Below are 26,704 nucleotides of genomic sequence, written 5' to 3'. Positions count from 1 at the left end.
TCTCTGAGCAAACACAAATCACTTATATCAAAATGAACCGGTTGGTTTGTAGTAGATCAGATCTTCTGGGTTCACATATTTTGAAGCTATTCGCAACAAGGTGCCATCCGCACGGATCTCACGGATTATCTCTCTGATCTTGCCTCGCTCGGCTTCTGTCAAACGCTTACGAGCAAGATAAAAACCTGAATGATATAGACCACCCTCTGGATCTGGGATAGCACGGAATTGATTCATCTTCTTTTCACGTGTTAAGAAATAGTAGGTGAATGCGGGCGAGCTGAAAGTCGCCTGAATGCGACCTTCCGATAGGGCATTAAAAACTCCCGTGGGTCCTGGAAACTCTTTCAGACGATGTTTCGCCTCAAGCTCTTCACGCTCCGATAGCTGCATAAATAAAAATCCACCAGCGACATTACCAAATAAGATTTTCGGATTTTTTAATAACGTATGAACAGTGTCTTTGTCTGTGGAAGCCTTCTTGCTTACAACCAACGATCTTGGAAAACTGTACATCTCCACGAACTCTGCCACTTTGTCCAATTCTTTATCGGGAGTGGATAAAGCATAGATGTCGGATTTATTGCGTAGAAAGTTTTCCTTTAGCGTTAGATAGGGAGTGATCTGTTCCGTGGATTTACAACCCAAGCGACGAACGATTTCCAAAAGAAGTTCATAGGCCGTGCCATTTTTCCTATTCTTTTCATCCACAAAAAAACCGGGAGCATCATCTTGAAAAGCCAGCACGTAACGCTTTTCGCATCCGGAAACCAAAGTGCGAATCTCATCCTGCGCTTGCGAGAAAACAGGAGTCATTATAACAAAGAAAACAGCAATCAACTTATTCAATGTGACTGACATCCTTTAAAGCAACAGGTTCATAGTAAAGATAGTCTACGGGGTTCACATATTTCTTCTCAATTTTTAACAGAGTACCATCTTGTCGAACGTTACTGATTATAGAACGAATTCGTTCGCGCTCGTCTTGTGATAACCTTTTCGTTGAGAGGTAAAAACCTAAAGACTGCCACTCCCCTTTTTCGTCGGGAATGATTTTAAACTGATCCATCTTGTTTTGACGTTTCAGATAATAGGCCGTGAAGGCAGGAGAGCTAAAGGTCGCTTGAGCGCGCCCCTCTGCCAGCGCATTGAAAATTTCCTGGGGTCCCGGAACCTCACGCAGGCGACGTTCTTTGAACAGCTGCTCTTTTTCTGATTCTTTAATAAAGAACAAACCTCCAATGATTCCGGCAAAAGTGATTTTAGGATTTTTCAAAATGGTTTCAATGGAATCGTGGGACCCGAAAGAATCTTTGCGCACGACGAGTGAGCGAGGTACACGGTACATTTCAACAAATTCGCCAACATTTTCCATCTTCGGAGATTTAGTCGTGAGGCCCGTGATATCCACGCGGTGTCTTACGAATCCCTCCAGAATCGCAGAATAAGAACCGGGCTCCTCGTTAATTTTGCATCCCAATCGACGACCGACTTCCATCAGGATGTCATAGGACGAGCCTTCTTTGTTTCCTTTTTCATTTTTATAAAATCCGGGTGCCGCATCTAAAAAGGCCAAGACATATCGCTTTTCACAGGATGAAATGCCGCGGTTTTTTACTTGCGCGAGCACGGGAAATGACAAAGCAAAAGAAATTAAAAGACTCAGCATGAGTACAGACTAGCTGTCCCAATTCGCCTATGTCAAAATGTGTTAAAGATCGGGCCAGGCCAAAGACATGAATTGAGCGGGCTGATAGAATTTTAAATCCAGCGGATCATTGTATTTCATTTGAATTTTTCTAAGTGTTCCATCTTGCCGAATCTCGCCGATCAAACGCTTCAAGCGTTCCCTTTCAAAAACTGAAAGCCTTTTATGAGAAAGATAAAACCCCACAGAGGTCCAGCCATCAGATTCATCAGCGATGATCTGAAAATTTACTCTCTGATGGGAGCGACTCAGATAATAATGAGTATACAAAGGCATGGTCAAAGTGGCTTGCACACGACCGTCGATCAAGGCATTAAAAATATCCTCTGGTGTCGGCATTTCTTTAAGGCGTGATCCCTTACGAAGCTGCATTAGCTCTTCGTCCTTATAAAAATACCGACCTGAAATCAGACCACCGAATGAAATAGAGGGATCTTTAAGGATACTTTCGAACGAAGCATTGGCTTTGTAGTTCTTTTTATTGACGACGACGGATCGAGGGAACTTCACCACCTCGATATAGTCACCATATTTATCCAGTGCGGATTCCGGGAGCGCAAAACCAAATACATCTGAGCGATTGTGCATGAAGTTTTCCCGTGCGGCAGAATAGGATGTTGGCTCCTCGGTGTACTTACACCCTAATCTTCTCATCAGCTCGGTCATAACGTCGTATGCTGAACCACTTTTATTTCCCTTTTCAAGTATGTATGCAGGAGGAGTTCCTAGGAACGAAACAATATAACGCCGTTCACAGCTAGCAGGCTTCTTTGCAAAAATTTTTTGTGCCTGGGCTGCGGATGAAACAAGGAAGATTAAAAACCACCATTTCAACATGCCCTCAAGATAAAAAGACTTCTGGATGAAGTCATGGACTCAGTTAAAATATGTTTATAACCAAAAACAAATATGTCGATTAGCGCTGAAGCGATGAGAGTGGATTGATGAAGTCCAGGCGAAGATTCTCATAGTACTGAATTTCTTCATCTGTGAAACCGGCCTTTCCGCGCAGGATGCGGTTGATAGGCTCTACACGTTTTGGCAGGCGATAACGAAGTTCATCCATGCGTTTCGGAAAATCTTCGTTTGGATTGATTTTGTTTTGCCGACAAATCTCACGATACCAACGTGAACCAAAATCAACGTGACCGATTTCTTCAAAATTGATTTGCTTCACAATTTTTTGGATAGTCTCTTTTCCAGAGGTCCCTTCCAGACGACGAATCAAAGTGTCGCCGGCATCAAGGCCACTGCCCTCCAAGTAACGATGCACGATCAGAATTCTATCTAACAAAGTGTCTTCTGGAGCCACCGCATACCAAAGTGCTGCATGCACGGGCCAGTCTCCCCATTTGAAGCCTAATTTTTCAATGCCCTCTAAACACATGCGCAGATGTTGAGCTTCCGACACCGTCACCGCCACGAGTTCTTCTTTAAAACCCTCAGGCGCATCTGGAAACTCGGCGAGAGTTCTCACCCCCAGCTCCATGGCCTGCAGTTCAATGCTCGCCAAATCATGGAGCATGCGAGCTTGTCCCTCGATGGTGGAGAATCCTTTCTTCGGGGGATGATACTTTGGATGCAGCAAGTCAATATCGCGATTTGGGTCCTTGGGAGCCAAATGAGGGGTTTTAAGCTTAAAAGCTTCCTCACAAGACTTCTCAATTTCATTAATTTTGGCCCAAACATCGGCAATTTCGAACGTCAACATAGGAAGCGTTTTACATGCAGCTCCCTCGCTTGCCAAATACTTCGTGATTTGGTGAAATTCCTCTCATGGGAAAATCATGGAAAACCGCAGGTAAAGTAGAGAAAGCCCAACAAAAGGGTCAAATATTCACAAAACTCGCGCGCGAGATTCAAGTCGCTGCAAAAGTTGGAGGCCCTGATCCGGCAGCGAATGCTCGTCTTCGTTTGGCGATTGATGCTGCTAAAAAAGTATCATGCCCGAACGACACGATCGATCGTGCGATCAAAAAAGGCGCCGGTCTTTTGGATGACGGTAAAGTTATCGAAGAGTTGATGTACGAAGGCTACGGCCCTCACGGCGTTGGCGTTATCGTTGAATGCCAGACAGACAACAAACACAGAACAGCTCCCGACATGCGCCACGCTTTTAAATCTCACGAAGGCAACATGGGTGAAACCGGTTCTGTTGCCTGGATGTTCGAGCACGTAGGACTTTTAGAAGGCGTTAAAGCTGGAACATTCGATCCAGACGAAGAAGCCATCGAAGCCGGCGCAAACGAAGTAGGCCCTGGTGAGGACGAAGGTTCTTACGAGTTCTACACTGGCGCGACTGAACTAGATGCCGTACGCGATGCTTTAATAAAACGCGGCTGGAAAGTGACGAAGTCTGAGCTTTCCTACAAAGCGAAAAACATCACTGAGCTTAACGACGAACAAAGAAAAGACGTCGAAGAGTTCTTGAACTACCTAGACGACATGGACGACACTCACCGCGTTCACGCAACAATCTAAGAGGTACGGACACACCTTCTCCCAATTAATGAACAAATTCTAAAAAGGCAGGATTCATAGTCCTGCCTTTTTTTTGTTTCAAAAATAGATGAACCGGGAGAAAGTGTGTCCGTACCTGTATGAGGTCGTTAGTTTGAAAAACGAAGTTTCAATTAATGAAATTTAATTCCAAACTCATCTCGGATTAATCCCTGTGGAGTAGTATTAATTAAAAAGTTTTTAGGAGGATTTATGAAATCTCTAGTTATGGCTCTCGTACTTATGGGTTCTGCTTCTGTATTTGCAAACGAAGGCCACGGTCACGGCGGGAAAGATCATCCGTGCGCAAAAGTAAAAGCTGCTTGCGAAGCTGCGGGCTTTAAAAAAGGCGAACACGCGAATAAAAAAGGTCTTTGGAAAGACTGCGTAGACCCAGTAATGGAAGGTAAGTCCGTAGCTGGCGTGACTGTAAGTGCAGCGGATGTTTCTGCGTGCAAAATCAAAAAAGAAGAACACAAGAAGTAATTCTATCAAAGACTTAAAATAAAAAAAGGCTGGAGATATTCCAGCCTTTTTTTTATTTCTTCATCTTAAGCATGTAATCGAAAGCCGTCGCATAAAGCTTGATCTGCTTTAACATCGAATGCAGACCATTCGCGCGGCTTGGGGAAAGGTTCCCTTCAAAGCCCAGAGCTCGTAAAAACTCTGGTGGGGTCATCAAAACTTCATTAGGTGTTGATCCAGAGTAGACTTTCAACAAAAGCGCCACAAGTCCTTTAACGATCAATGCGTCGCTGTCACCGACCAACAACATCTTACCATCGTCAGACATCGCAGCGTGAAGCCATACTTGAGATTGGCAACCCTTCACGATGTTTTGCTCAGTCTTCAAAGCTTCCGGCATTTCAGGCAGGGATTTACCCATCTCGATGATTTTCTTATAGCGATCTTCCCAATCCGTGAAGGCGGAAAAATCTGCGATAACTTGTGCCTGGCGTTCCTGGATAGTCGACATTACTCAATCACTTTCAATTCGGGGATGATTTCAAACAGAGTTTCTTCCAAAGATTGTCCCTGCTCGCCTAACATTTCATGGAAAGCTTTTTTATCTAAATTCGACACGATCTCAAAGCATTTTTTGTAAAAACCCTCGATGTCGTCATGATAACCATTCCAAAGTTCTTTGAACTTCGCCTCAGGCATGCTCCAGGATTTTTTCTCCGCCGCCGTACCATCCGTACGGTTGTGATAATCCAAGAGCGTCATGGTCTGGCGAGGAGAAAAATCCAGCATCACCAAAGCTTCTTCTAAAAGTGCTAACTCCACATACCAAAGATAGTTATTCAGATGCTCCCAGAAATCGATACCGCGATCGCCGTAAGAACTTTTACAGAAAAACGTCGTGCAAACGACACCGCGGTTTCTCCATACATTGCAGTTCGATTTTTCTTTGTTGTAGTACGGGCACAACCAGTCTTCACGCTGACCGAAATCGCCTTCCTCGCGGTTATTAAAGGCCACCTGGTATTTAACGGGGGCCACCATTCCGATCGGCAAGGAGTATTCACGATTTGCGATTTTAGCGCGAAAGATGCGATGAGCTTCGGTGGCATTGGGATCACTCAGCAGAGCTCCCACCATAAAATTGGGAATAAATGGATGGAAAGTACAACACTTCAGATCCTCGCGATAATGGATTTTACCTTTTTCGCGAGGACGAGACATCGCGCAAGTATCACAAGTGGCCTTTTTTTCCTGAGGTTCAAAATTCAGGATCTCGCGAGGGAGAAGGGTTTGGTAAACTTGCGGAAGCTGGTACTTTAAAATCATTAATTATTGCAGCGTTTTTCGATCTTCGCTTTGAGATTTTGAAGCAAAGGATAGTCTGAAGTTTCCTGATCCCAGGACCAGACAAAATCGCGGCATTCCACAAAGTATGGGAAGGCCATGATGCCTCGCTTTGGTTTCCCCTTTTCTGCCACAATTCGTGGTACCAAGTAATCAACTAAAAGTTGGACGGAACTATTTTTCAAAAATCCCCGTCTCTTAAGCTCTAGGGCGACCTCCACGGGAGTTACAAAATACAGCTGCCCCGGGTAAAGCGAAGAACCCTCACCACCGAATTTAGGGGTGTTGTAGGCATCACGAATGAACTGGTGAAAACGAATGTGCGGGTAACCGTCTGCAATCGTGCTATAAACCTTGGCGTCGACTTCGCCGTTATCGCCAAGCAAGATCACGTCTGTCGGGTGAGTTTTATCGATGATTTGCACTAGGGTTCTGACTTTGTGCTCATCCTTAGAATAAACCGTGCGAGGGAAATAGACCCCTGACGGGAATCCACCGCGCTCCAGGGCGGCTGAGTGCGTATTACCCATCAACCATTCAGGCGCACGGGACACGTAAAACATACGAGCGCCGGTGTCTTTAACGACCGTATTTAAAAGCTCGCTCATGCCCATAAACAGGCTGTCTTTATCAAAAACGTATTTGGCGGAATCAGAAAGATCCTGCACGTATTGCGGGCGAATCGTATCGTCGATATCGCTTACCACGATCGTTTGCGCCGATGCCGCAAAACCCACAAACAATAAAACCAAGGATACTAAAAACCTTTTCATGAATCCCCCTTACGCCTCGCCGAAGCTTTGACGTCACAACTCCCCTGTCCAATCCCTCGACAGGGGTTGCACCATTCACGGCACCCGTCTCACAAGTAAACAGGTCCCTTTAGCGGTTCAAATTGAGACCGATTAGATCAGCAATTTCATGGGGTTACAAAGGTCTTTTTGGACTCCCTGCGCGATTCTTTGGCACACCCCGTGCTTTAGCTACCAGTATCAGGTCACTTCAAACTGAAGGACTTTAAAAAAGGGGTTTTTATGAAAGCACTTTTGACTATCTTCGTACTCGCTTACTCTTGCAGTTCCTTTGCTTGGATCTCTAAAGACGCGGTTCAAAAGGAATATACGTTCAAATATAAGCTTTCTGGCCAAACCTTCGAAGTGAAAAGACAGGCAGCAAGCTATGAAGATGCTTACCAGGTTGCTGCTCAACAATGCTTTGACCACTATAAAGGCGCTGGCAAAGTTTCTGAAGACCGCGGCCTCGATATTATCGATGTTTGCGCCAACCCACGCTCTTAATTTTTATTAAAATCAAAGGAGTCCACTGTGTCTAACATGAATCGCTTTGTCGTTTTGTTGTCTGTAACTCTTATGCTTGGAGCCTGCGCCCATCACCGTGATGTACGCCCGGGTGCCAATGGTGTTCACCGTGTTTCTTTAACCGTGGACGATACAGATGAAGGCAATCGCGATGCTATTTCACAAGCCAATCACTTCTGCGAAGAACGTGGCAAAGCAGCGGCTTTCGTTTCAGAACAAGCGAAATACAACGGAACAATGGACGAAAAAGACTATCGCACAGCTAAAAACATCAGCAAAGCAGCCCAAGTGGTCGGCGGCACTGGAGCGACCTACGGCACAGCCAACCGCAATAAAGGCGTGCAATCTTTTAGCGGAATCCTAGGCCTGGGAGGAGTCGCCACCGACGCAGCTCTAGGGAAAGCGTATTCAATCAACATGACCTTTAAGTGCATGTAAGCACCGCATCGCAGCAGGATTTCCTATTCCCCCATACGAGGTCCTGCATTATACTGGCTCTGTATTAATTTGAAGGAGCCTCCAAATGGGTATCATGAAATCCGTACTTGAATTCATCGCTGGTAAAGACCCAGATATCTTCGACGAAAAGGGCAATGTGTCCCATAAACTTCCTAAGAAAAAATGGGAAGCTTGGCACAACCGCACAAAAACAGATCCTCAGTACAACTGGCGCAATCACACAGGGATCACAGGCGCTCCAAAGAAAAAATCGAACTAGTCACTTAAGACACCCACCCTCAAAGTGGGTGTTTTTCTTTTCTCACCTTGCAGGCTCCATCTATGACTCAATCTCACGCTTCGACAAAACTTTCCTCCACCACTGTTTGGATCATGGCCATCGCCACAGGTCTTAGCGTTGCCAATCTTTATTACAATCAACCTCTGCTCGCAGAGTTGCAAAAAGAGTTTGGCGTTACAGTAAAAGAGGTCGGCATCATCCCGACTCTGACTCAAGTGGGTTATGCTTTAGGAATGTTGTTTCTGGTTCCGATGGGTGACATGTTTGAAAGAAGAAAACTTATCGTCATCACTTCATTAGCAGTCACGGCGGCATTGATCATGGCAGCCACTGCGCACAGCTTGTGGATCATGGTGATTGCGAGTTTACTGATTGGTCTTTTCACGATGGTTCCGCAGTTGATTATCCCTTTCGCAGCCCATTTGGCGAGTAATGAAAATCGCGGCAAAGTTATCGGCATCATCATGAGTGGGTTATTGATCGGAATATTATGTTCGCGCACGATTGCGGGATTTCTTGGAGATCTTTTCGGTTGGAGAACCGTATTTTATTCTGCAGCGGGGTTGATGATCGTATTGGCAAGTTGTCTTTGGTTCATCCTTCCAGCAAGCGAAGTGACTTACAAAGGTTCTTACTTTGGATTGATTAAATCCATCGGCACCTTGGTTAAGGAAGAGCCCATCCTGCGCGAGTCGGCGATAGTTGGTGCGATGATTTTTGGCGTGTTCAGCTCTATCTGGGCCACTTTGATTTTCCTCTTGTCTTCTCCTCATTTTGGCATGGGAGCAAAAGAAGTGGGTCTGTTTGGATTACTGGGAGCCGCTGGTGCTTTGGCAGCTCCGGTGGTTGGCAGAGTTGCTGATAAAAAAGGACCTCGTACGGGTGTCGCGATCGGTTTAAGTGTTTTGGCTTTGTCTGTGTTGATTTTGTGGGGCTCCGGCGCCAGCATCATCGGCTTAATCATTGGTATTTTCATTCTGGATTTCGGAATTCAAGCAGCCCACATTTCAAATCAAACCAGAGTGTTTGCTTTGCGCGAAGATGCCCGCAGTCGCTTGAACACAGTGTATATGTTTTCTTATTTCATGGGTGGAGCTCTGGGATCTTTAGTTGCTTCCTTTGCTTGGAATACGGCTCAGTGGTCGGGTGTTTGCGTGGTTCTTACGGTGGGAACTATTGTCGCTGCCCTTGCATTTTGGCTGGGTCGAAATGCCAAGCCAGCCACGCGCGGTTAGCCTTCTAGGCCTTACGTAGTTATCCTTTTAGGCTAGTGCTAAAAACTGCACCCCTAACATCTGTCCCCCATCGGGAGTCGACGACTCCCAGCGCAGTTGGCACTCAACTGTAACCCACTCTTCATTCGCCAGTTGATATAAAACGGAGACATAGTCTTTGGCTTTAAATAGTCTCTGGGGAAGATAGAGTCTTGCGCCTTGAGAAGCGAAATCCAAAAAGCGGCCTTTTTTCTGCACCAAATTCACTTGGCTCACCCAGTTGGTTGTTTTAACCAGGACGGGTGCTGTCATCTGCAGTCTTGGCGAAGATCTTAGAAACACAGGATCTCCATGCAGAAACTTACTTGTTAAATATGGCGCCGTTAACGATTCTGCCTCGAGGATCAACAGCAGATTGAGATGGCGTGCAAACTTTTGATAAACGCTGGCATCAATACTTTTCGCAAAGATGATCAGTTTCATTTGGCGCTTCTTATGAGCTGTCGCGACATCCTTCATTAAAGAAATAAAGGCATCCACATGACGAGCCGTACAGCGAGTGAACTCCACGATCACAACGACCCTGTGGTTCTGGATTAACTGAGTTTTAAGGCTTTCCAGACTATGACATTGGCGAATATTTGCCCCACGGAATGAATTCCCAAAATGAGACAGTGTTTTTGCCGAGACCAACGATAAAACCGTGCGATGAACCTGGGGAAGTTTCTGCATTTGAATCTTCAATGCAAAAACGGAGCACACGATTTCAGAATGTTTTCGCTGCAAATGTGTACAGCTTTTTAGACAGTCGTCGATAATTCTCTGAACATATCCATTAATAATTTCTTTGTTCTTAAAACTAACCCGCGTAACGGTGGCACGGGTTCTATTAGGAAGGATTGATTTTAAAATGATTATTCAAAGCTTGGACCAAGTGTTGCGGATCCCCTTCCGCTTTGATCATGAAAATATCATCCACTTGTCGACCCCATGTGTGTACCCGGGCTGATTTGATACTGACATTTAAGTCGCTTAAAGCTTTTGCCGCTGCGGCAAGCAAACCTGCCTGGTCAGGACCCCGAAAGCTGATCACCCATTCTTTGTCGTGGGCGCTCATCAATTGAATTTGGTCAAATTGAACCTGGGGAACTTCTTTTTCTTTCAACTGAGAACTCTTTAACAATTGCTCCAAAGTTTTAAGATTTTTTTGAGTAGAAATCTGGAACCAGTCGTAAACTCCCACTTTCGGCAGAGTATGAATAGAGGCATGACGAATGCCTAATCCGAGAGAATAGAACTGACCGACGTAATCAGCCAGGATTCCCTTGCGATCGCGCTTCTGATGCATCCGCACCCAAGTATCCCCATCTTTGGTTTGCATTATTTTTGGGGGCAACGATTCAGTGGAATCCTCGGCCTTTTTCAAATCTTCCACCAAATCATTCATTGATAAACTGTCAACTAAGACCGGCCCCAGCTCCTCGTAAATCTCCTCCGAAATATGCAGATGCTTTTTGGCTTTTAAAGTTCTGAACGTGAAATAATCTTGAGCTTTTTTACTTTCAAGATTTTCCACCAGTTCTGCAAGCAAACGACCTTTCCACTCATTCCACGCCTCGGGGTTGGTGGCGCGAATATCAACTGCTGTAAAGATTGCTAGGCGCTTTAAAGCACTGCCCTCGACACCTTTATCGCGCAGTTCTTGCCATACACGCGGGTCCTTGGAGTTTTTACGGAATGCCGCTTGAGAAAGTTCCAAATGGTTTTTCACCATCCAATTGACGTCATCAGTAAATTTCTTTTTAAAACCAAATGTTTTAAAGTCTCGAGTGACAATCGCAGTACCCGCCTCGGAGTGATCTCCGCTATCAATACCCTTTGCTAAATCATGATACATGCACGTCCATGAAAGCACTTGCCAGTCATAAGGATTTAAAGACTTAGCCACGGCTTGCAAAGGTCCTAGTTCTTTTGGTTTTGCAAAGACACGTTTGATTTCGCGACAGGCCTGCATGATATGCGAATCAGCTGTATAGCGATGGTATTGGTCATGCTGAACGTATCCCACCAAGCGTGTGATTTCTGGTACAAGCTTATCAATTAAACGCGAACGAAAAATGCTATAAAGAAACTCATCCTTAGCTTTAACACTTAAAACCTGATCCAATTCCTGACCGCGAAGTTTACCCAGTTTTTTAATTTCCGTGGCTGGTAAAAGATGATCCAATTCTTCACGGACTTTCTTTTGCATCAGAACACTGGAATTTTTCTCTAAGGCAGAAAACAAATCACTTGGTTTATAAAACTCAGAGCGTTCAATTTTCTTTAAAACTTCTTCTGGAGCATCCGCCACGGCAATGATCCAGTCTGAGTAAAAGTTCACTCGCGATAACCCGCGCTGCAGGCTTCGCATGAAATCTTTGTGGGTTTTGAAACCCATCCATTTTCCTAAATCGAATTGCGCGGAACTGGACAGGATATCGCTGTGACCTTCCAGATGAAGTTTCTGACGAAGACTTAACAGATAATCACGATAGTAATTTAACACATTCAGTGCATGACCGGGATTCGTGAAACGCTCTGCAAACATTTCGTAAATTTGCAACCCCTGCTCAAGATCACGCAAACCACCCGGTCCATATTTCAAGTTTGGCTCAAGATAATTGGTGATGGAATCAAATCGGTTTTCACGGGCTTTGCGTTCTTCTTTAACGGCTTTCAGCAACGTCTTACGCCACATGTTTTTCTTGGACCAAATGCTCTTTTGCTGTTCAAAAAGTTTACGCGCGCCTTCTGGTGTTAGGGGCTTGGCTTTTAAAAGGGCCAAAACGTCAAAGGCCTCAACTCCCTCGGTCCAATCTTCGGGATTGGCAGGCATGCGATAGCGAAGCTTTAGACCTTTTTCCTGCAGTTGATTGGTGAACTCACGGACTTTGTCTTCATCACCAGAAAAAAGAATATCGATATCAGATTTCGGACTCAGTTCACCGCGGGCCCATGACCCCAGCATGATCGGATGCGTATCTCGCCACAAAGGATTGTTTTTCAGTGATTCCTCAAGCTTTGCCCCCAGCCACAGTGAAAAACTTTGGCTTGAAAAACAAAACACCTGACGGACATCTCCATCAGGTGTCATTAGTGGTGGATTTAGAATTTCTTGAGCCTGAACAAGCTGCTCGCTGGTGAGATACGTCTTAGCTGCCATAGTTAAAATGATCAGCCAATTTACCCTCTATTGCAAGCTGGTGTTTTCAGCGATGGCTTTCCATTTGGCAACCTGACCCATGACCTCTAGAGGACTTGATTGCAACAGTGGGTACTTTTGCAGTTCATCCATCAAAGATTTCACACTTTCAGGGATTACAGGAACCTCAACCGCCGGAGCTGCTGCCATTTCCAGATGAGTTTCATCCACATGGTCCAGCAGGGACAGCTGACTGCTTGCTTGAACACGTTTCGATTCAATCTCACGCAACAAGCTCTTCGCACGCTTCGTCACTGTCGAAGGAAGCCCCGCAAGCTCGGCCACTTGAACCCCGTAGGATTTCAAAGCTGGACCCTTCACCAAGGTGTGAAGGAAACGGATTTCTCCATTTCTTTCTGCGACAGTCATGTGTGAATTTGTGATCTGACCATAGCTTTGATCCAATGTCGTCAATTCATGATAGTGAGTGGCAAAGAACGTCAACGCCTTCACTTCGCTGAGAAGGTGTTCAAGGATCGATTGAGCCAGGCACATACCATCGAACGTGCTCGTACCACGACCGACTTCATCCAGAATTACCAGAGAGTTCTTAGTCGCGTTTTTAAGCATCGCCGAAGTTTCTGTCATCTCAACCATGAAAGTCGAAAGACCTTCTGACAATTGATCGCTTGCACCGATACGGGTGAAGATCGCATCAAAGATCGGAAGCTTTGCTTCATCCGCTGGAACAAATGAACCCATTTGTGCCATGATGGCATTAAGTGCCACTTGACGCATCAAAGTCGACTTACCGGCCATATTCGGGCCTGTTAGCAACAAGCAGGAATGCGGGTGAAGTTCAATGTCGTTAGCGACGAAATTCGTTTTTACAGTTTGTTCCACCACCGGATGGCGGCTGGCTTTTAACTGCAAAGAGTTGTTCTCTGTGAATTTTGGACGAGCGTATTTTTCTTCAAGGCTTAACCAAGCAAGGCTTGAGATCACATCCATCTCGCTGCACTCATGAGCCAACGTTAACAACGCTGGACACTGAGTCAGGATCTCTTTACGAAGAGTCTCAAAGAATTCAAATTCAAGATCCGCACGTTTTGTATTCGCAGAAAGAACTTTTCTTTCAAGCTCTACCAATTCATCCGTGCAGTAACGTTCTGCATTCGTCAAAGTCTGCTTACGTTGATAGTTCGCAGGCACTTTGTCTTTATGAGAGTTCGTGATTTCGATATAGTAACCGAACACGTTGTTATAGCGGATTTTCAGACTGGAGATTCCGGTCTTTTCTTTTTCTTCCGCTTCCATCTTAGCCACAAGTGCTTGAGCATTCGTGGAAAGATCAATCAACTCATCCAGCTCTGAAGAAACGCCCTGACGGATCAAGTAACCTTGTTTGGTCGCCAAAGGCGGATCTTCAACCAATGTTCTTTCGATCTTATACGCTAACTCACGAAGGCTTTCGAAATTAGCTGTGGAACCACTGGCTTGAACGAAAACTTCAAGAGCACTGACTCCGGCGTGAACGCTGCCAGCAAGTGCTAACAAATCACGACCATTACACTGAGGTTGAGAAATTTTACCCAAGCGGCGTTCGATATCACCCATTTGCCCCAGAATTTGACGAGCACGTTTTAACTCCAAAACATGACTGCGCCAGAACTCAACTGAATCCAGTCGGTTTTCGATCGCTTTCACATCACGCAATGGGAAGCTGAGCCACTGACGAAGCATACGGCTGCCGGCGGATGTCTGCGTGCGATTGATAGCATGGAACAAACTGCCCAAGCCCTCACCCTTGTATGTTGAAAACACTTCCAAATGTCTTAGCGTCGTGCTGGAGATCTCCAGACGGTGCTCAAGATCTCTTTCTACGAATGGTGAAAGAGTTTTCAAAGCTTCTTCGCCTGACAACTGCAAGACATAGCTCAGAAGTCTTGCTGCTGAAGCCGGAGCTGCATTTTTAAGAAGATCATTTTCAGCGTCCATCATTTCTTCATGATGACTGATCAGGATATTATCCAACCCAGCAAGCAGAGCTTCGTGTTCTTTGGCGATTACGATCTCTGCCACAGGCAAGATCTGAACGAAACGCAAAAGCTCGTGAGAGTTTTTAGATTTAAAAAAGAATGCTTCACCCGTCGTTGAATCAAGGAAGCTGATCGAAGTTTGATCAATACTCACCAAGTAGTGGGGCTTCGTCCCGTCCAAAGTATCGGAATCATAAACCATACCCGGAGTCAGAACGCGGGTGACACCACGTTTTACAATGCCTTTAGCGGCCTTTGGATCTTCCAACTGATCACAGATCGCAACTTTAAAACCATGGGCCAAAAGTTTATTGATGGGACCCGCCACAGAATGATGAGGCATCCCGCACATCGGAGTTTCGTCCTGGGATTTTTTATTTCTTTGAGTAAGGGCAATGCCTAATACAGGCGCTGCTTTCACCGCATCATCAAAGAACATTTCAAAAAAGTCCCCCATGCGGAAAAGAAGGATCTTATCTTGATGGACAGATTTAATGTCCCAGTACTGCTTCATAAGTGGAGTAAGATTAGCTGACATAGGCTGAAAAAAGTACCTCAGCTTTGCCCCCCGTTTCACTCACAAAACATGGTTAACGCGGCGCTTGTTTTGAAATAAAAAAGGGAGCCATTCGACTCCCCTTTTATTTTTTCTTTTAGGCCCGTATTACGCTTAAAAACCCTCTGTGTTTCCTACTTTTCGCGTGTCGTCGTCAAAAGGAATTAACTCAGAAGCTTTGACTTCTCCTGAATTTGGCTGAGCCTTAGCAGCAGGCTTGAACTTCACTACATTTGTTGCTGCTTTTTTAGTCACTGCTGCTTCTGGCTTGCCTTTGAAAGCAACCTTCTTTTTCTCACCAGCTACTGACTTCTCACCCACAGCCTCTTCACCATGAGAACCCATCACGACATTCGATAATGTCACAACAACACTGTACATTTGTTTTGATTGGGCTGCCATTTCCTCTGACGTTGCTGCGATTTCTTCGGAAGATGCTGCATTCGCCTGAGAGCTTTGATCCAATTGATTCATCGCTTTACTGATTTGCTGAATACCTGTTGTTTGCTCGGAACTTGCTGCCGAGATTTCATTGTTCAGATCGGAAACTTTCTTGATCGAAGTCACGATGTTCTTAAGAACCTCACCTGCTTTATCAGCGATTTTCGAACCGCCTTCAACTTGGTCCACAGAATTTTTAATCAAACCATTGATGTCTTTCGCTGCCACTGCTGATCTTTGCGCTAGACTGCGAACCGCTTCTGCTACAACAGCGAAACCCCTGCCTTGCTCCCCCGCACGCGCAGCTTCAACAGCAGCATTCAGGGCCAACAGGTTAGTTTGGAAAGCAATGTCGTCGATGACATTGATAATCTCTTCAATCTTTTTAGACGACTGAGAAATGCCGTGCATGGAATTGACCAGCTTTTGCATTTCCTGCTCCCCGTCTTCAGCCGCTGTTCTTGAAGCCTGAGATAAATTCGCTGCCTGTTTAGCATTATCCGAGTTCATGGAGACCATTGAAGACATCTCTTCCAAGGCCGCCACGGTTTCTTCCAAAGAAGCAGCTGAGGTTGTCGAGGATTGCGACAAGCTTTGCCCTGCTTCAGTCAACTGTGTGATTGCCATATTCACTTGATTGCAAGAATCAGAAAGCTGGCCCACGACTTCAGAAACGTTTTTACTCAAGCGCGAAGCAATTACCATCAAAGCAAAGAAAACACCAAAACTACAAGCCAGGCCGATTCCAACCAGCAATTTAAACACAAATGCTTTCTCGGCCTGCTGTTCCAGATTGTTCTTTTTCACAGCCTCATTATACATGGCCATGATTTTTCCGGTGGTCCCTTTGATTTGCACAGATTCCTGCTGATAGGCACCTTCGGCAGCGGCGGCACGAACTTTTTCATAGTTCTCAGGTGTCGGAGTTTTTAGAGTCTGAATGAATTCTTCCACGTGAGCCACATAGCTTGCATGGTTGTTTTTCATGGGGGTATAGATTTCTCTTTCACCCTCAAGATCCGGAGCCGCTTCATACGTCGCAACTGCATCCTTATATTCTTTCAAGGCCTGCTCAAGTTTTTCGATATAGATATTGCGACGTTTTTCAAAATTTAAGTTGGCAATGGCACCCCAAAGATATTGACCGATACGAGCGCGCCCGCCTTCGATCTGTCCCAAAGCATCGACATTAGGAATGATGTGCGTGTATGAATTGCCCAACATTCCACCGATGGAAGTCAGCCCCGTGAAAGCCACATATCCCAGTACCGCAAAACCCACGAATGGTAAAAAGGCCGCCACAAGAAGCTTGGCCTTAATCCCCTTAAACCACGAACCTAGATTCATAATTGCCCACCTTAATTATAAAAAAGCCGCAGTACCTATCGGGATAAAAGGCCAGGGAGTAAAATGTGAGTACAACGCGTCTCAAATTGAGAGCATCGACATCACTCGTCATGCGTAATTACTGAGATTTTGGAACATTTTCTCATTTCACTTTCTGTAAGATGTTGACGACTCCCGCACATAAAACTATTTAGTACCGCATGTTGAGTGAAATGAGTTCCAACATCAATCTTGCCAAACTGAACTATCAGCGCGGCCATTACCAGGAAGCTTGCGATAACTCCGAAAGAATCTGCTCTGAGGCAGAGGCGATCGGCGATATGCAAAGCTGGCTTTTTGGTGTGCGCTTTTTGATTCAGGCAAGTTCTGAACTGGGAAAACTTGAGCACTTTAAAAAACATTTCAGCAAGCTTCTGGTGTACGAAAAAGAAACTCCCACTTCAGAGATATACGGCAAAGTCCTTCATAATATCGGTTTATGGAAAATGGCTTTGGGGGAAAATATCGCTGCCAAAGACTACTTTCAGAAAGCTTTGCACGAGTGCACCCAAGCACAGGATCTAGAAACCGTTTCAAGACTTTTGCAAGAACTTGCGATGGTGACGATGAAAGACAATCCTATCGATGCCTTAAAGTATCTTGATAAAGCATTGCTGTTGACCCAGGAGCTAAAGCTAGAAGAAATCCACACCAGCTGCCTGGTCATTAAAAGCCATGTCTTTTTAGACGAGAAACGCGCCGACGATGCCTTGGATGCTATCTGGAAAGCTTACGAAAAAGCCCAACAGAATTCTTTGCACTATTTAATCGTCTATATTTTGGTTCAAATGGCAGCCGTCTATGAAGCCCAAGGCAAGCGCAATGAGGCCGCGATTTACCGTTCACTCGCAATGAAAGGCATGGACGGTGGAGGTTCGACTCGACTGCGCACTGTGAAGGCCCAACTTGCAAAAGAGAATCATGTTTCTTCTGAAGCGGACCTGATCATTGATTCCACTCACTTCAAAGTGAAAACAGCTAATAAGGGCTCTGTTGATTTCAAAAATCAACACATCCTTTTTGATCTTTTAAAACTGTTCGCGCAAAACCAGGGAATTCGCTTCACAAAATCTCAGCTGATCGAAAAAGTCTGGGGCTATGCTTACGATCCCGCCGTGCACGACAACTTGATTTACGTTTCCATCAAACGTCTGCGCAATTTATTAGAACCCGATGCCAACACCGCAAGCTTCGTTTTGCGCGACCGCAAGGGTTATTACCTGCCACCCAATATCACGGTGCGAGTCATTGCTATTTAATCCGTCGGTCGGCCACTTTCCAGAATCCGATTCTCAAATCCAATAATAAAGACCTCAACTTAGTCTCAACTCCAATATATTGGTTTATAGCCCCAAAAAAGGCGGCACCGTTCCTGCTCTATCCCTAATCAACAACGCCAATCACGGCAAAAGGAGATACCATGAACAAATACGAAATTTTTGAAAACATTATCGCTGAGAGAAACAAAGCTGGAACTGGTGTTCGCGCAGTTCTGGAAAAATCCAGCATCCCTGCAGAAGTTCAAGTAATCATGAACTCTCGCAAAGCAAAAAAGAAAAACTAGTTTTCTTTAAAGGGAGAGGCACCCCTCCTCTCCCTTTTTAATTTTTAACAACAGAGCAAGACAATGAACTCATCTTTTCTGCAAAATACTTCAGTAAATCAATTTCAGACTCCCTGGAATCATTTTGTAATTGATAATTTTCTGCCAACGAAACAGTTTAAAAAAGTCCAAAAGCATCTTTGCTCCGTAGTTGATGGTTATCAAAAAAGAGAAAATGATTTATTCGATTTGAACTTTATGTTCGTTCCCGACCTAAACCTCGCCAAACTATTCTTAGGCGATGACTTTAAATCTTTCCTCGAGAAAACCGTTCAGGAAAAACTTGAAATATATGAGGAAGGTCTCATTCAATTAAGAATGATGACTCCCGATTCCCCTGCGATGCCACCTCATATCGACGACCAGGAAGATGGACGTTCTCTCGTCTGCATCTATTATCTTTCTCCTGCCTGGCAGCCTGATAAAGGTGGCGAACTCTGGCTTCATGAAAACAACGCAAAAACCATAAGAGACGAATCAAAAGTTATTCAACCTCTGGAAAACAGAATGGTGCTGTTTTTTGCTGATGATACAAACTGGCACAGCGTCACTAAAGTAAAAGACTGGAACCGTTATTCCATCATTTCAGAATGGATTGTACAGGAGGCTCGATAATGTTTTCCCCATCTGTATTAAAATATGTCGACAAAGTTTCCCAATTAAAACTTATGGGAGTAACCGCCACCCAGCAGTTAGTAGCGGTCACAAGCACTTTTGCTTTAATGAAAGCCGGACTTTCTTTGGGTGATCAAAATGCTTTGATCCTATGGTTAGCAATCGCCCTCCTGAGCCATGTCATAGTTCCATTTTTTGGATTGCTCCAGCGCCCTCTTGAAACTGCACTAGGATTTTCTGCTTACAAAAATTTCTTAGAAGAAAAACTTTTGAGCAAAGCTCAGCGTCCCGGAATCTGGCAAGAAAAACATCAAAAGGAACTCTTCACATCATCCATTGGATCAGAAGCTGAAAACTATTTGGCAGTGATCATATTTTTGGGTCTGGATCTTTTTACGTTTATTCTTTCGATCGGTCTTGGAGTTTTAGCAATTGGTCTGACATTGGATACTTCTTTTATTCCAGCCTATATGGCCTCGGGACTACTATCATTTTTCGCCTTCAAATATTTTCAACGAATCGCTAAAAATGCAGCTGAATCGGAGCAACAATCTCGGAGCAAGCTTGAAAGCTATCTATTTAAGGCATGGGAAAATATCTTTTTTAAAAACTCTGAGGTCGTTGCAAACTATATCAAAAACTTCGATTCACTTTTGAATGATGCGAAAGCAAAGTCTCGTCATTCTTCACTGATGAGCGAAACCATGGTTGCCGCTTTAACATTTATCGCGAGCGTTCCAGTCATTGTAGCGGTCTTTGTGGTTATCAGTCGCCATAGCGGAGATGTTAAAGTAATGGCGGCCCTCCTCGCAGCAATTCCCAGACAGCTTAATATGCTAGCAACCTTTAGAACAATATTCCAAACTGTATCCTCTTTGGTTTCATTTGAAGCGAAGTTCAAAACTATGAAGGGAAATGCAATCCTTGCGGAACCCGTTCTGCCTTCACGCATTTCCGTTAAAGATATCTCTGTACAAAATGAGACATTCCCTTCCTTGGAAAGCCTATCTAAGTGCGTGTCTTTATCTGACCCATCTAGAATTCAAATCAGAGGATCAAATGGTGCTGGAAAATCGACTTTGATGCTGCATTTGAACGAATCACTTGAATCTTCATTTTACATTCCTGCACATCCACAATTTGAAATCGCAGAGATGCCAGAAGGATCAACGGGACAAAAAATGTTGAAATATATCGAATACGCATCCTCATTAGATACTAAACATCTGTTACTGGATGAATGGGACGCAAATCTGGACCAGGAAAATATTCTTAAGATCAACGAGCTTTTAAATAAAATCAGCAAAGACAAAGTGATCGTAGAAGTTCGCCACAGATAATAAAAAAGCCCGGGTTCGCCGGGCTTTTTTTTGCTACTCAAGAGCTTTCATTAGTTTTGTATAGATGCCGTCAAAGCCCCCGTTCGACATGATCAAAATCACATCGCCGCGTTTTGCGCGAGCTTTAAGGGCGGTTACGATTTGATCGGCTCCATCAAAGTCTTCCGCTGTGACGCCAGACGCTTTTAGGTCCATGATCAACTCATGGGAAGAGAAGCGGTTTTCTGCGTCGATCTTAGATTGATCGAAAGCTTTTGCCAGCATCACTTCATGAGAGCCTTTGAAGGCTTCTACATAGTCTTTTTGGAAGACTTTACGACGGGATGTCGCACTTCTTGGTTCAAAGACCGAGAACACTTTGCGTCCTGGGTATTTTTTTTGAATACCTTTAACCGTCTCACGCACGGCAGTTGGGTGATGGGCGAAGTCTTCGATTACCAGGATGCCGTTTGGCTCTCCCAGGATCTCTTGGCGGCGTTTAACACCTTCAAAAGATTCCATGGCGATTTGGATTCTGTTTTCAGAGAAACCCAGGATTTTCGACATCGCTACAACTGCTGTCGCATTCAGGATGTTATAATCCCCTGTGATCTGCATGTTGTAAGGTCCCATGATTTCACCTTTGTGGTGAACTTCGAAACCAACACCTTTTTCATTCTGGAAAAGAACTTTCGCTTTGAAATCTGCATCGGCCTTAAAACCGTACGTGAAGTTATTCTTTGCTTTGCAAAGCTTACGAAGTTCCATCACGTTCGCGTCTTCCGCACACGCAAGCAAAGTTCCATCAACAGGAATCAAATGCATAAGTTTTGCGAAAGAGTCTTTGACCGCTTGAAGATCTTTATAGATATCCGCGTGGTCAAATTCAACCGAAGTCAAAACAACGTGTTTGGGTTTGTAGTGAACAAACTTTGGAACTTTATCAAAGAAAGCCGTATCGTACTCGTCACCTTCGATAACAAACATGTTACCTTCAGGATTCTTAAAGCTTTGAGAGAAGTTTTTAGGAATGCCGCCGATTAAGAAACCAGGTTTCTTACCTGCATTTTCCGCCACCCAAGACATCATCGACGTTGTCGTCGTTTTTCCGTGAGTTCCAGAAATCACGATGCTTTCGCGATTTTCGATGATGAACTCGCCCATTGCTTTTGGCAAAGATGTATACGGAATACCAAGCTTCACCAATTCCTGGGCTTCTTCGTTGTTTGCGGAAATAACATTTCCGACGATTACAAAATCCGGTTTTGGATGCAGGTTTTCAGCTTTGTAGCCTTTTTGAATATTAATACCCAAGCTTTCCAGCTGTGTGGACATCGGTGGGTATGGGTTCATATCACTGCCTGTGATTTTGTAACCGCGATCTTTCAAAAGACCCGCCAAAGACGCCATTGCTGTCCCGCAGATCCCCATCAAGTGAATATGACTACCAGGTTTTAAATCCATTTATACTCCCTGTTTTCAGCCCGAGGCCTAAACTCCGCTTCTGCGATAATTTTCAACAATCCAATTGTGAATCTCGGAACGCAATTTTGCAAAGGCCTTGTTCTCGGACCCATACAAAACTCGATTCGAAAGAATATTCACACTCATGTCCATCTTAGGATCATACCAAATCGACGTTCCCGTGAACCCTGTGTGACCAATAGAGTCCAATGAGAAATAGCTGCCACAACTTGCAGAGCCCGGCGTTGGCATCATATAGCCCATAGCCCAGTCGCCCTTTCCTTCAGGCAGCGCGCGCTTTGCAAACAGTTGCGCCGTCTTTTGACGGATGCTGTATCTTGCGATCCCCAGAAGCTGAGAACGCAGATGAAGAGAGTACCAACCTAGGTCATCGATACTTCCAAAAAGTCCCGCATGCGTCGAGACACCACCGAAGGACCACGCATTCAAATCATGAACCTCGCCTTGCACCAGTTTTTTACGGACCGGGCATTCTTCTGTCGGCGCAAACAAAGAGATTTTGGTATTCGTCGTGTTGTTTGCATGGAACTCTAAAGTCGTTCCCGCATAGAATTTATTCTTCGTGTCTGTCCAAACATCCAAAAGTGGTTTTTCAAAAATCACTTCCAAAACGTAACCTAAGACAAGGAAACCAACGTCTGAGTAAACCGCTGTTTCACTCTTCTCAAGCTTTAAACCCTTGATGATATCACGCAATTGATCGCGGCGTTTTTCCATCGACAAGTTCATATTGATCTCTTGATAGAACGGAAGCCACCAAGGTAACCCTGAACTGTGAGTTAAAAGCTCAGTGATTTTGGTTTCTGCAGAAGGGAACCAAGGCAGAAATTGAGACACTTTCGTTTCAAAATTCCACTTACCCAGTTCATAGGCATACATCATCGCTTGTTGGGTGAAGATGACTTTTGTCACACTCGCAAAATCGTAATACGCGTAGGTATTACCTACAGCAACGTCACAAATAATACGACCGCCTTGATAAGCACGAACCATCACACCTGGCGTGGTGTCACGGATGCGATCTTCCAATTGTGAAATCAGATTCTTTTCTAGAACTGAAAATTTCATGACGCTTTTCCTCCCGTATCGATACTGAGCAGCACCTTGCCGTTCTTCTGAGTCAGAACGCATGAAGTGTTTAAAGGTACTGGTCGTTGAATAACATCGTGGCCCGCTTCTAATCCCTGGAATACAGGAATATCTAAGTCAGCGGCCCAACGTTTAAATACTAATTTATGATTTGTCTGTTCTGATCCTGGTTCATTACCACCAATGAAATCCCCCAGAACCAATCCGTGACACTGCTTAAAGACGCCCGCCTGACGCATATGTTCCAGCATTTTATCAATGCGGTAACCACGCTCACCGGTATCTTCCAAAAACAAGAAAGACTTTTTAGCCTCAATCTGCCAAGGAGTTCCCAAAGTTGTTTGCAGAACTGCGAGGTTTCCACCAACCATCTTGGATTTTTGAAGTGTTATGTTACGTGCCTGATCATTCAAAGGTTTTAGCTTTTTAAATTCTACGGACTTCTCTTGACCGAATAAGACGTTGTGCAATTCTTTTTCGTGCTTGGCAGAAACCAAGCCTCTTCCCAACCGATCCAAAAGAGGCGCATGCAATGTGCTCCAGCCCCATTCCTGAGTCAGGAACGTATGCAGGGACGTAATATCACTGATGCCGATCAAAAGTTTTGGCTCTTTCGGCTTTTTTAGTTTTGCGAGCATCGGCAACAAGCGATTGCTGCCGTAACCACCGCGCATACACCAAATCACACGAGAGTCTTTAGATTCAATCGCGGCTTTCAAAAATCCAAAGCGCGCTTCATCTTCGTTTGCATGCAAGAAATGGGGTTTGATCAAGTTTTTCGGAATGCGTGGCTGTAAATTCCATTTCAAAAGAAATGCGTGAGCACCTTCAACCTCATGCGGTTGCGATGGATAGCCGGGAGCTACCACATCGATAATGTCGCCTTCTTTAAAATAATTCCAGCGTGTCATCTAAACTTTCACTCTCTTGATAATGTCTTTGATCGACTTTTTATGTTTTTTACCGGCAAAGATTTCTTCAATCTCTTTCGGTTTTAAAAGCTCACGGGCTTCATCGCTGCCCATCAATTTGTCTTTCAAATGCTCGCCGTACCCCAATGTGTGACAAAGTCTTTGTACCAATGCATAGGCATCTTCGCGACGCATACCTTTGGCAACCAAAGCCAACAACACATGGGAACTGAACAACTGTCCTTGGGAGCTTTCGATATTATCGAGCATGCGTTTTTTATTTACTTCCAAACCATCGAGCAAAATGCTCATGCGGTGAATCGCATAGTCAGCCACAATGAAAGCATCCGGGAAAATCACACGCTCAACCGAAGAGTGGCTGATATCGCGTTCGTGCCACAAAGCCACATCTTCCATCGCAGCCACTGCGTAACCACGAAGCAGGCGCGAAAGACCCGTGATGTTTTCCGCGCTGATTGGATTTTTCTTATGAGGCATTGCTGAAGAGCCTTTTTGCCCCTTCGTAAATCCTTCTGTCACTTCACCCACATCACTGCGTTGTAAATGACGAAGCTCCACTGCCAAACGCTCAAGACCTGTTCCGATCATAGCCAAAGACAACATCATCTCTGCGTGACGATCACGAGGAATGACCTGAGTTGCAATGGGTTCTGGTTTTAATCCCAGTTTGCGTGCGACCATCGCTTCAACTTTAGGAGATTGGCTGGAGAAAGTTCCCACCGCTCCACTCAGTTTACAGATGTTCATATTTTCTAAAGCGTCTTTCACACGTTTTTTATTACGGCGAAGCTCAGTTAGGAAACCTGCCATTTTGAAACCGAACGTTGTCGGCTCGGCAAACATTCCGTGTGTACGTCCCGCACACATAGTTTCCGCGTGCTTGCTAACCAAAGTTTGCAAAGACTTTTCCATGCGCACGATGGAAGCCATCAAAACCTGACCCGCCTCACGAACTTGCAAGCTAAAAGCGGTATCTAAAACATCTGAAGATGTCATCCCGAAGTGAATGTACTTACCATGAGGACCGACATTTTCAGCCACGTTGCTGACAAAAGCGATCACATCATGCTTGGTTTCTTTCTCTATTTCAGAGATGCGTTTCACACTGAAGCGAGCTTTTTGCGCAATCGTTTTTGCGGCAACCTTAGGAATCAAGCCTAATTGCGCTTGAACCTGTGCCACCGTGATTTCAACTTGCATCATCTTGCCAAATCGTTGATCTGCATCCCAAATAAGGCCCATCTCGGGGCGCGTGTAACGTTCGATCACTGACCGGCTTCCTTTCGTTTTTCTTTTTGCTCTTTAAGAAGTTTTTCTTTCCACCAGTTTTGGATGTGCATTTGCGAGATCTCATTTCGTGCAAACATCGCTGTCCACGAGAAATGAGGCCACACTTCGGGACCATCCAGATGAAGATTTCCATAAGCCACTCTGCCACGACGTGAAGAGTGCTTTGCAGAAAACACCGGGAAGCGCGGAGCTCCCAGTTGGGCGTAAGTGTAGTAGTATTCTTGCGGGAAGCTTAAAACCTCCGGCTGCGCCAAAGACATGCGGCGAAGTAAGATATCCTTCATGCGAGCGCTACGACTTGTAAGATATTCTTTATTGAAACGCTGAACGGTTGGAATGCGCATCCATACGTCGAACTGTTCTGCTGAAGAAGTTCTTTGCAGAACCATCATGTTTTCGTGAGTCCATGGCGAACTGACGTCATCCAAAAGCACCGTGTGAAGCGGCAGAGCATCTCTTTCAGTGCAAGCCTGCAAAGACACGCGGTAACGAACCCAACACCATTCGGATTCTAATGGTCCTTCGTTGAAAAGATATTTTCCCAGACGTTCATTTAAGAAATAAGTTTCTTCACTAGAGAGAGTCCAAACAAGTTGTTCCAGTTTTAAAAGACCTTGGTTTTCCCCTGCGATCTCAAGACCCGTCACGGTTTTCCCTGGTCCAAAGGAGGCGTCCACGATTTTCTGGGGCGTGATAACTTCAACGCCCTTGTCACGCAACCACGCAAATGATTTTTCCAAACCCGCACGAGTCGCCTGACGAACCAGGAACGAAGAGAAGATCGGAAGCGACTCCCCTTCAGTGGCAGCTAAAGCGTTTGGTTTGAAAGTTGTCCCCGCCCATTGATGAGCAAAATGCAGAAGCCAGCTTTGTTCAAAATCAAAGGATGTGATATTGCGACTGACCGCACGCTGCAATTTATCAGGGGCATTGGAAAGTAAAACATCTTTCACTTGCGGAGCGAGTTGTGAATTGTCGACTTTGAATTTCGTCAAAGGACCTTTGCACTCAAGGGGTCCCTCGGGAAGCCACATGGTAAAACCATTGTGCAACTCTTCGAACGAATCATCGGAGTACAGACGCTCCATTTGTGATTCAGAAATTCTTTCGTTGCGAAAAAAACCGAAAGGACCTTCAAGATCTTCGGAAGGCCACACACCAAGTTTAGAAGACACATCAAGAACAGTGGTCTTGATTCCTTCGCGCGAAAGCGCGGCAGCCAACCAATGACCTCGGCCGAATGCAGACACTATTACGATCGGACTGCGCAGTTCCATCTACCACTCCAAAACTTAGCTAAATTATTCAAATTAATTAGAAAATCATCCTCGTCCCAAGTCAAAGATTCGCACCGCGACATTGGGGAAAACTGCCTCTTCTGCAGAGCTCTCGGATCGTAGGAAAGAGTGGCTAGGAACGCTACTCCGCGACACGCCATCCGTAGCTCACCGTCGCCCGCCTTTGGCGGGTTCGCGCA

Annotated in this window: 26 protein-coding genes; 10 read left to right on the top strand and 16 right to left on the bottom strand. The window is 45.0% G+C overall.

Translation table 11 applies throughout. From position 1 onward, the window contains the following. Positions 1 to 27 precede the first annotated feature (27 nt). From ACLSU7_RS02210 to ACLSU7_RS02195, 4 genes are all read right to left on the bottom strand, one after another. Positions 28 to 849 (bottom strand): substrate-binding periplasmic protein, encoded by an 822-nt coding sequence (locus tag ACLSU7_RS02210; RefSeq protein WP_413293907.1) that lies wholly within the window; start codon positions 847 to 849, stop codon positions 28 to 30. After that, entirely contained in the window at positions 842 to 1,669 is an 828-nt protein-coding gene (locus ACLSU7_RS02205) for a substrate-binding periplasmic protein (RefSeq protein ID WP_413293905.1), read from the bottom strand. Before ACLSU7_RS02205 ends, ACLSU7_RS02210 begins: the two co-directional genes overlap by 8 nt. A 42-nt stretch (positions 1,670 to 1,711) precedes the next feature. Next, positions 1,712 to 2,374 (bottom strand): hypothetical protein, encoded by a 663-nt coding sequence (locus ACLSU7_RS02200; RefSeq protein WP_413295450.1) that lies wholly within the window; start codon positions 2,372 to 2,374, stop codon positions 1,712 to 1,714. Positions 2,375 to 2,624: 250 nt separating this feature from the next. Further along, positions 2,625 to 3,419, bottom strand: a complete 795-nt coding sequence (locus ACLSU7_RS02195; RefSeq protein WP_413293903.1) for a DUF455 family protein — start codon at positions 3,417 to 3,419, stop codon at positions 2,625 to 2,627. 65 nt (positions 3,420 to 3,484) lie between these two features. Between ACLSU7_RS02195 and ACLSU7_RS02190 the strand changes: the two genes are divergently transcribed. Both ACLSU7_RS02190 and ACLSU7_RS02185 read left to right on the top strand, forming a co-directional pair. Beyond that, positions 3,485 to 4,189 carry a YebC/PmpR family DNA-binding transcriptional regulator gene (locus ACLSU7_RS02190; RefSeq protein ID WP_413293901.1) on the top strand — a complete coding sequence of 235 codons (705 nt, stop codon included), beginning with the start codon at positions 3,485 to 3,487 and terminating at the stop codon, positions 4,187 to 4,189. 231 nt (positions 4,190 to 4,420) lie between these two features. Continuing rightward, positions 4,421 to 4,693: a hypothetical protein gene (locus ACLSU7_RS02185; protein ID WP_413293899.1), complete on the top strand. Its 273-nt coding sequence runs from the start codon at positions 4,421 to 4,423 to the stop codon at positions 4,691 to 4,693. Positions 4,694 to 4,745: 52 nt separating this feature from the next. On the opposite strand, the gene ACLSU7_RS02180 is transcribed toward ACLSU7_RS02185, so the two are convergent. Genes ACLSU7_RS02180 through ACLSU7_RS02170 form a run of 3 tightly spaced genes read right to left on the bottom strand, consistent with a single transcriptional unit; the run spans position 4,746 to position 6,789 of the window. Continuing rightward, the gene (locus ACLSU7_RS02180; protein ID WP_413293897.1) at positions 4,746 to 5,183 is read right to left on the bottom strand and encodes a SufE family protein; all 438 of its coding nucleotides are present in this window, start codon (positions 5,181 to 5,183) and stop codon (positions 4,746 to 4,748) included. Then, complete coding sequence (locus ACLSU7_RS02175) at positions 5,183 to 5,998, bottom strand: hypothetical protein (RefSeq protein ID WP_413293895.1); 816 nt, start codon at positions 5,996 to 5,998, stop codon at positions 5,183 to 5,185. The genes ACLSU7_RS02180 and ACLSU7_RS02175 overlap by 1 nt, the downstream gene beginning before the upstream one ends. Then, positions 5,998 to 6,789, bottom strand: a complete 792-nt coding sequence (locus ACLSU7_RS02170; protein ID WP_413293893.1) for a phosphatase domain-containing protein — start codon at positions 6,787 to 6,789, stop codon at positions 5,998 to 6,000. The genes ACLSU7_RS02175 and ACLSU7_RS02170 overlap by 1 nt, the downstream gene beginning before the upstream one ends. A 261-nt stretch (positions 6,790 to 7,050) precedes the next feature. Between ACLSU7_RS02170 and ACLSU7_RS02165 the strand changes: the two genes are divergently transcribed. The 4 genes from ACLSU7_RS02165 to ACLSU7_RS02150 all read left to right on the top strand — a co-directional run bounded on the left by ACLSU7_RS02165 (position 7,051) and on the right by ACLSU7_RS02150 (position 9,309). Then, positions 7,051 to 7,314 carry a hypothetical protein gene (locus ACLSU7_RS02165; RefSeq protein WP_413293890.1) on the top strand — a complete coding sequence of 88 codons (264 nt, stop codon included), beginning with the start codon at positions 7,051 to 7,053 and terminating at the stop codon, positions 7,312 to 7,314. Between the two features lie 27 nt (positions 7,315 to 7,341). Beyond that, a complete protein-coding gene (locus ACLSU7_RS02160) occupies positions 7,342 to 7,773 on the top strand; it encodes a hypothetical protein (RefSeq protein WP_413293889.1) in 432 nt (143 codons plus the stop codon). A gap of 85 nt (positions 7,774 to 7,858) precedes the next feature. Continuing rightward, positions 7,859 to 8,053 (top strand): hypothetical protein, encoded by a 195-nt coding sequence (locus ACLSU7_RS02155; RefSeq protein ID WP_142700286.1) that lies wholly within the window; start codon positions 7,859 to 7,861, stop codon positions 8,051 to 8,053. A 62-nt stretch (positions 8,054 to 8,115) separates the two neighbouring features. Beyond that, the gene (locus tag ACLSU7_RS02150; protein WP_413293887.1) at positions 8,116 to 9,309 is read left to right on the top strand and encodes an MFS transporter; all 1,194 of its coding nucleotides are present in this window, start codon (positions 8,116 to 8,118) and stop codon (positions 9,307 to 9,309) included. A 27-nt stretch (positions 9,310 to 9,336) separates the two neighbouring features. Here ACLSU7_RS02150 and ACLSU7_RS02145 read toward each other — a convergent pair whose 3' ends face one another. From ACLSU7_RS02145 to ACLSU7_RS02130, 4 genes are all read right to left on the bottom strand, one after another. Next, positions 9,337 to 10,020 carry a PilZ domain-containing protein gene (locus ACLSU7_RS02145; protein ID WP_413293885.1) on the bottom strand — a complete coding sequence of 228 codons (684 nt, stop codon included), beginning with the start codon at positions 10,018 to 10,020 and terminating at the stop codon, positions 9,337 to 9,339. Positions 10,021 to 10,177: 157 nt separating this feature from the next. Continuing rightward, positions 10,178 to 12,493 carry an ACT domain-containing protein gene (locus ACLSU7_RS02140; protein ID WP_413293883.1) on the bottom strand — a complete coding sequence of 772 codons (2,316 nt, stop codon included), beginning with the start codon at positions 12,491 to 12,493 and terminating at the stop codon, positions 10,178 to 10,180. Between the two features lie 27 nt (positions 12,494 to 12,520). Next, positions 12,521 to 15,025, bottom strand: coding sequence for a DNA mismatch repair protein MutS (gene mutS, locus ACLSU7_RS02135; RefSeq protein ID WP_413293881.1), 2,505 nt, complete (start codon positions 15,023 to 15,025; stop codon positions 12,521 to 12,523). A gap of 156 nt (positions 15,026 to 15,181) precedes the next feature. Further along, entirely contained in the window at positions 15,182 to 16,855 is a 1,674-nt protein-coding gene (locus tag ACLSU7_RS02130) for a methyl-accepting chemotaxis protein (protein ID WP_413293879.1), read from the bottom strand. A 212-nt stretch (positions 16,856 to 17,067) separates the two neighbouring features. Here ACLSU7_RS02130 and ACLSU7_RS02125 point away from each other — a divergent pair, with 212 nt between their 5' ends. The 4 genes from ACLSU7_RS02125 (at position 17,068) to ACLSU7_RS02110 (ending at position 20,452) form a co-directional block, all read left to right on the top strand. Then, positions 17,068 to 18,153: a helix-turn-helix domain-containing protein gene (locus ACLSU7_RS02125; RefSeq protein WP_413293877.1), complete on the top strand. Its 1,086-nt coding sequence runs from the start codon at positions 17,068 to 17,070 to the stop codon at positions 18,151 to 18,153. Positions 18,154 to 18,314: 161 nt separating this feature from the next. Continuing rightward, on the top strand, positions 18,315 to 18,458 hold the full coding sequence (locus tag ACLSU7_RS02120) for a hypothetical protein (protein WP_413293875.1): 144 nt from the start codon (positions 18,315 to 18,317) through the stop codon (positions 18,456 to 18,458). A 63-nt stretch (positions 18,459 to 18,521) separates the two neighbouring features. Further along, the gene (locus ACLSU7_RS02115) at positions 18,522 to 19,112 is read left to right on the top strand and encodes a 2OG-Fe(II) oxygenase (RefSeq protein ID WP_413293873.1); all 591 of its coding nucleotides are present in this window, start codon (positions 18,522 to 18,524) and stop codon (positions 19,110 to 19,112) included. After that, on the top strand, positions 19,112 to 20,452 hold the full coding sequence (locus ACLSU7_RS02110) for a hypothetical protein (RefSeq protein WP_413293871.1): 1,341 nt from the start codon (positions 19,112 to 19,114) through the stop codon (positions 20,450 to 20,452). Before ACLSU7_RS02115 ends, ACLSU7_RS02110 begins: the two co-directional genes overlap by 1 nt. A gap of 33 nt (positions 20,453 to 20,485) precedes the next feature. On the opposite strand, the gene mpl is transcribed toward ACLSU7_RS02110, so the two are convergent. The 5 genes from mpl to ACLSU7_RS02085 are packed head-to-tail and all read right to left on the bottom strand — an operon-like array spanning position 20,486 to position 26,504. Continuing rightward, positions 20,486 to 21,895: a UDP-N-acetylmuramate:L-alanyl-gamma-D-glutamyl-meso-diaminopimelate ligase gene (gene mpl, locus ACLSU7_RS02105; protein ID WP_413293870.1), complete on the bottom strand. Its 1,410-nt coding sequence runs from the start codon at positions 21,893 to 21,895 to the stop codon at positions 20,486 to 20,488. A 27-nt stretch (positions 21,896 to 21,922) separates the two neighbouring features. Further along, a complete protein-coding gene (locus tag ACLSU7_RS02100; RefSeq protein ID WP_413293868.1) occupies positions 21,923 to 22,984 on the bottom strand; it encodes a serine hydrolase domain-containing protein in 1,062 nt (353 codons plus the stop codon). After that, entirely contained in the window at positions 22,981 to 23,916 is a 936-nt protein-coding gene (locus ACLSU7_RS02095; protein WP_413293866.1) for an LD-carboxypeptidase, read from the bottom strand. The genes ACLSU7_RS02100 and ACLSU7_RS02095 overlap by 4 nt, the downstream gene beginning before the upstream one ends. After that, a complete protein-coding gene (gene purB / locus ACLSU7_RS02090) occupies positions 23,917 to 25,206 on the bottom strand; it encodes an adenylosuccinate lyase (protein WP_413293864.1) in 1,290 nt (429 codons plus the stop codon). Beyond that, on the bottom strand, positions 25,203 to 26,504 hold the full coding sequence (locus ACLSU7_RS02085) for a hypothetical protein (RefSeq protein ID WP_413293863.1): 1,302 nt from the start codon (positions 26,502 to 26,504) through the stop codon (positions 25,203 to 25,205). The genes purB and ACLSU7_RS02085 overlap by 4 nt, the downstream gene beginning before the upstream one ends. Between the last annotated feature and the right edge of the window lie 200 nt (positions 26,505 to 26,704).

This window comes from Bdellovibrio sp. HCB185ZH (assembly GCF_047302455.1).
In the GTDB taxonomy this organism is placed as follows: Bacteria; Bdellovibrionota; Bdellovibrionia; order Bdellovibrionales; family Bdellovibrionaceae; genus Bdellovibrio.
This window is presented reverse-complemented; position numbering and strand designations above follow the sequence as displayed.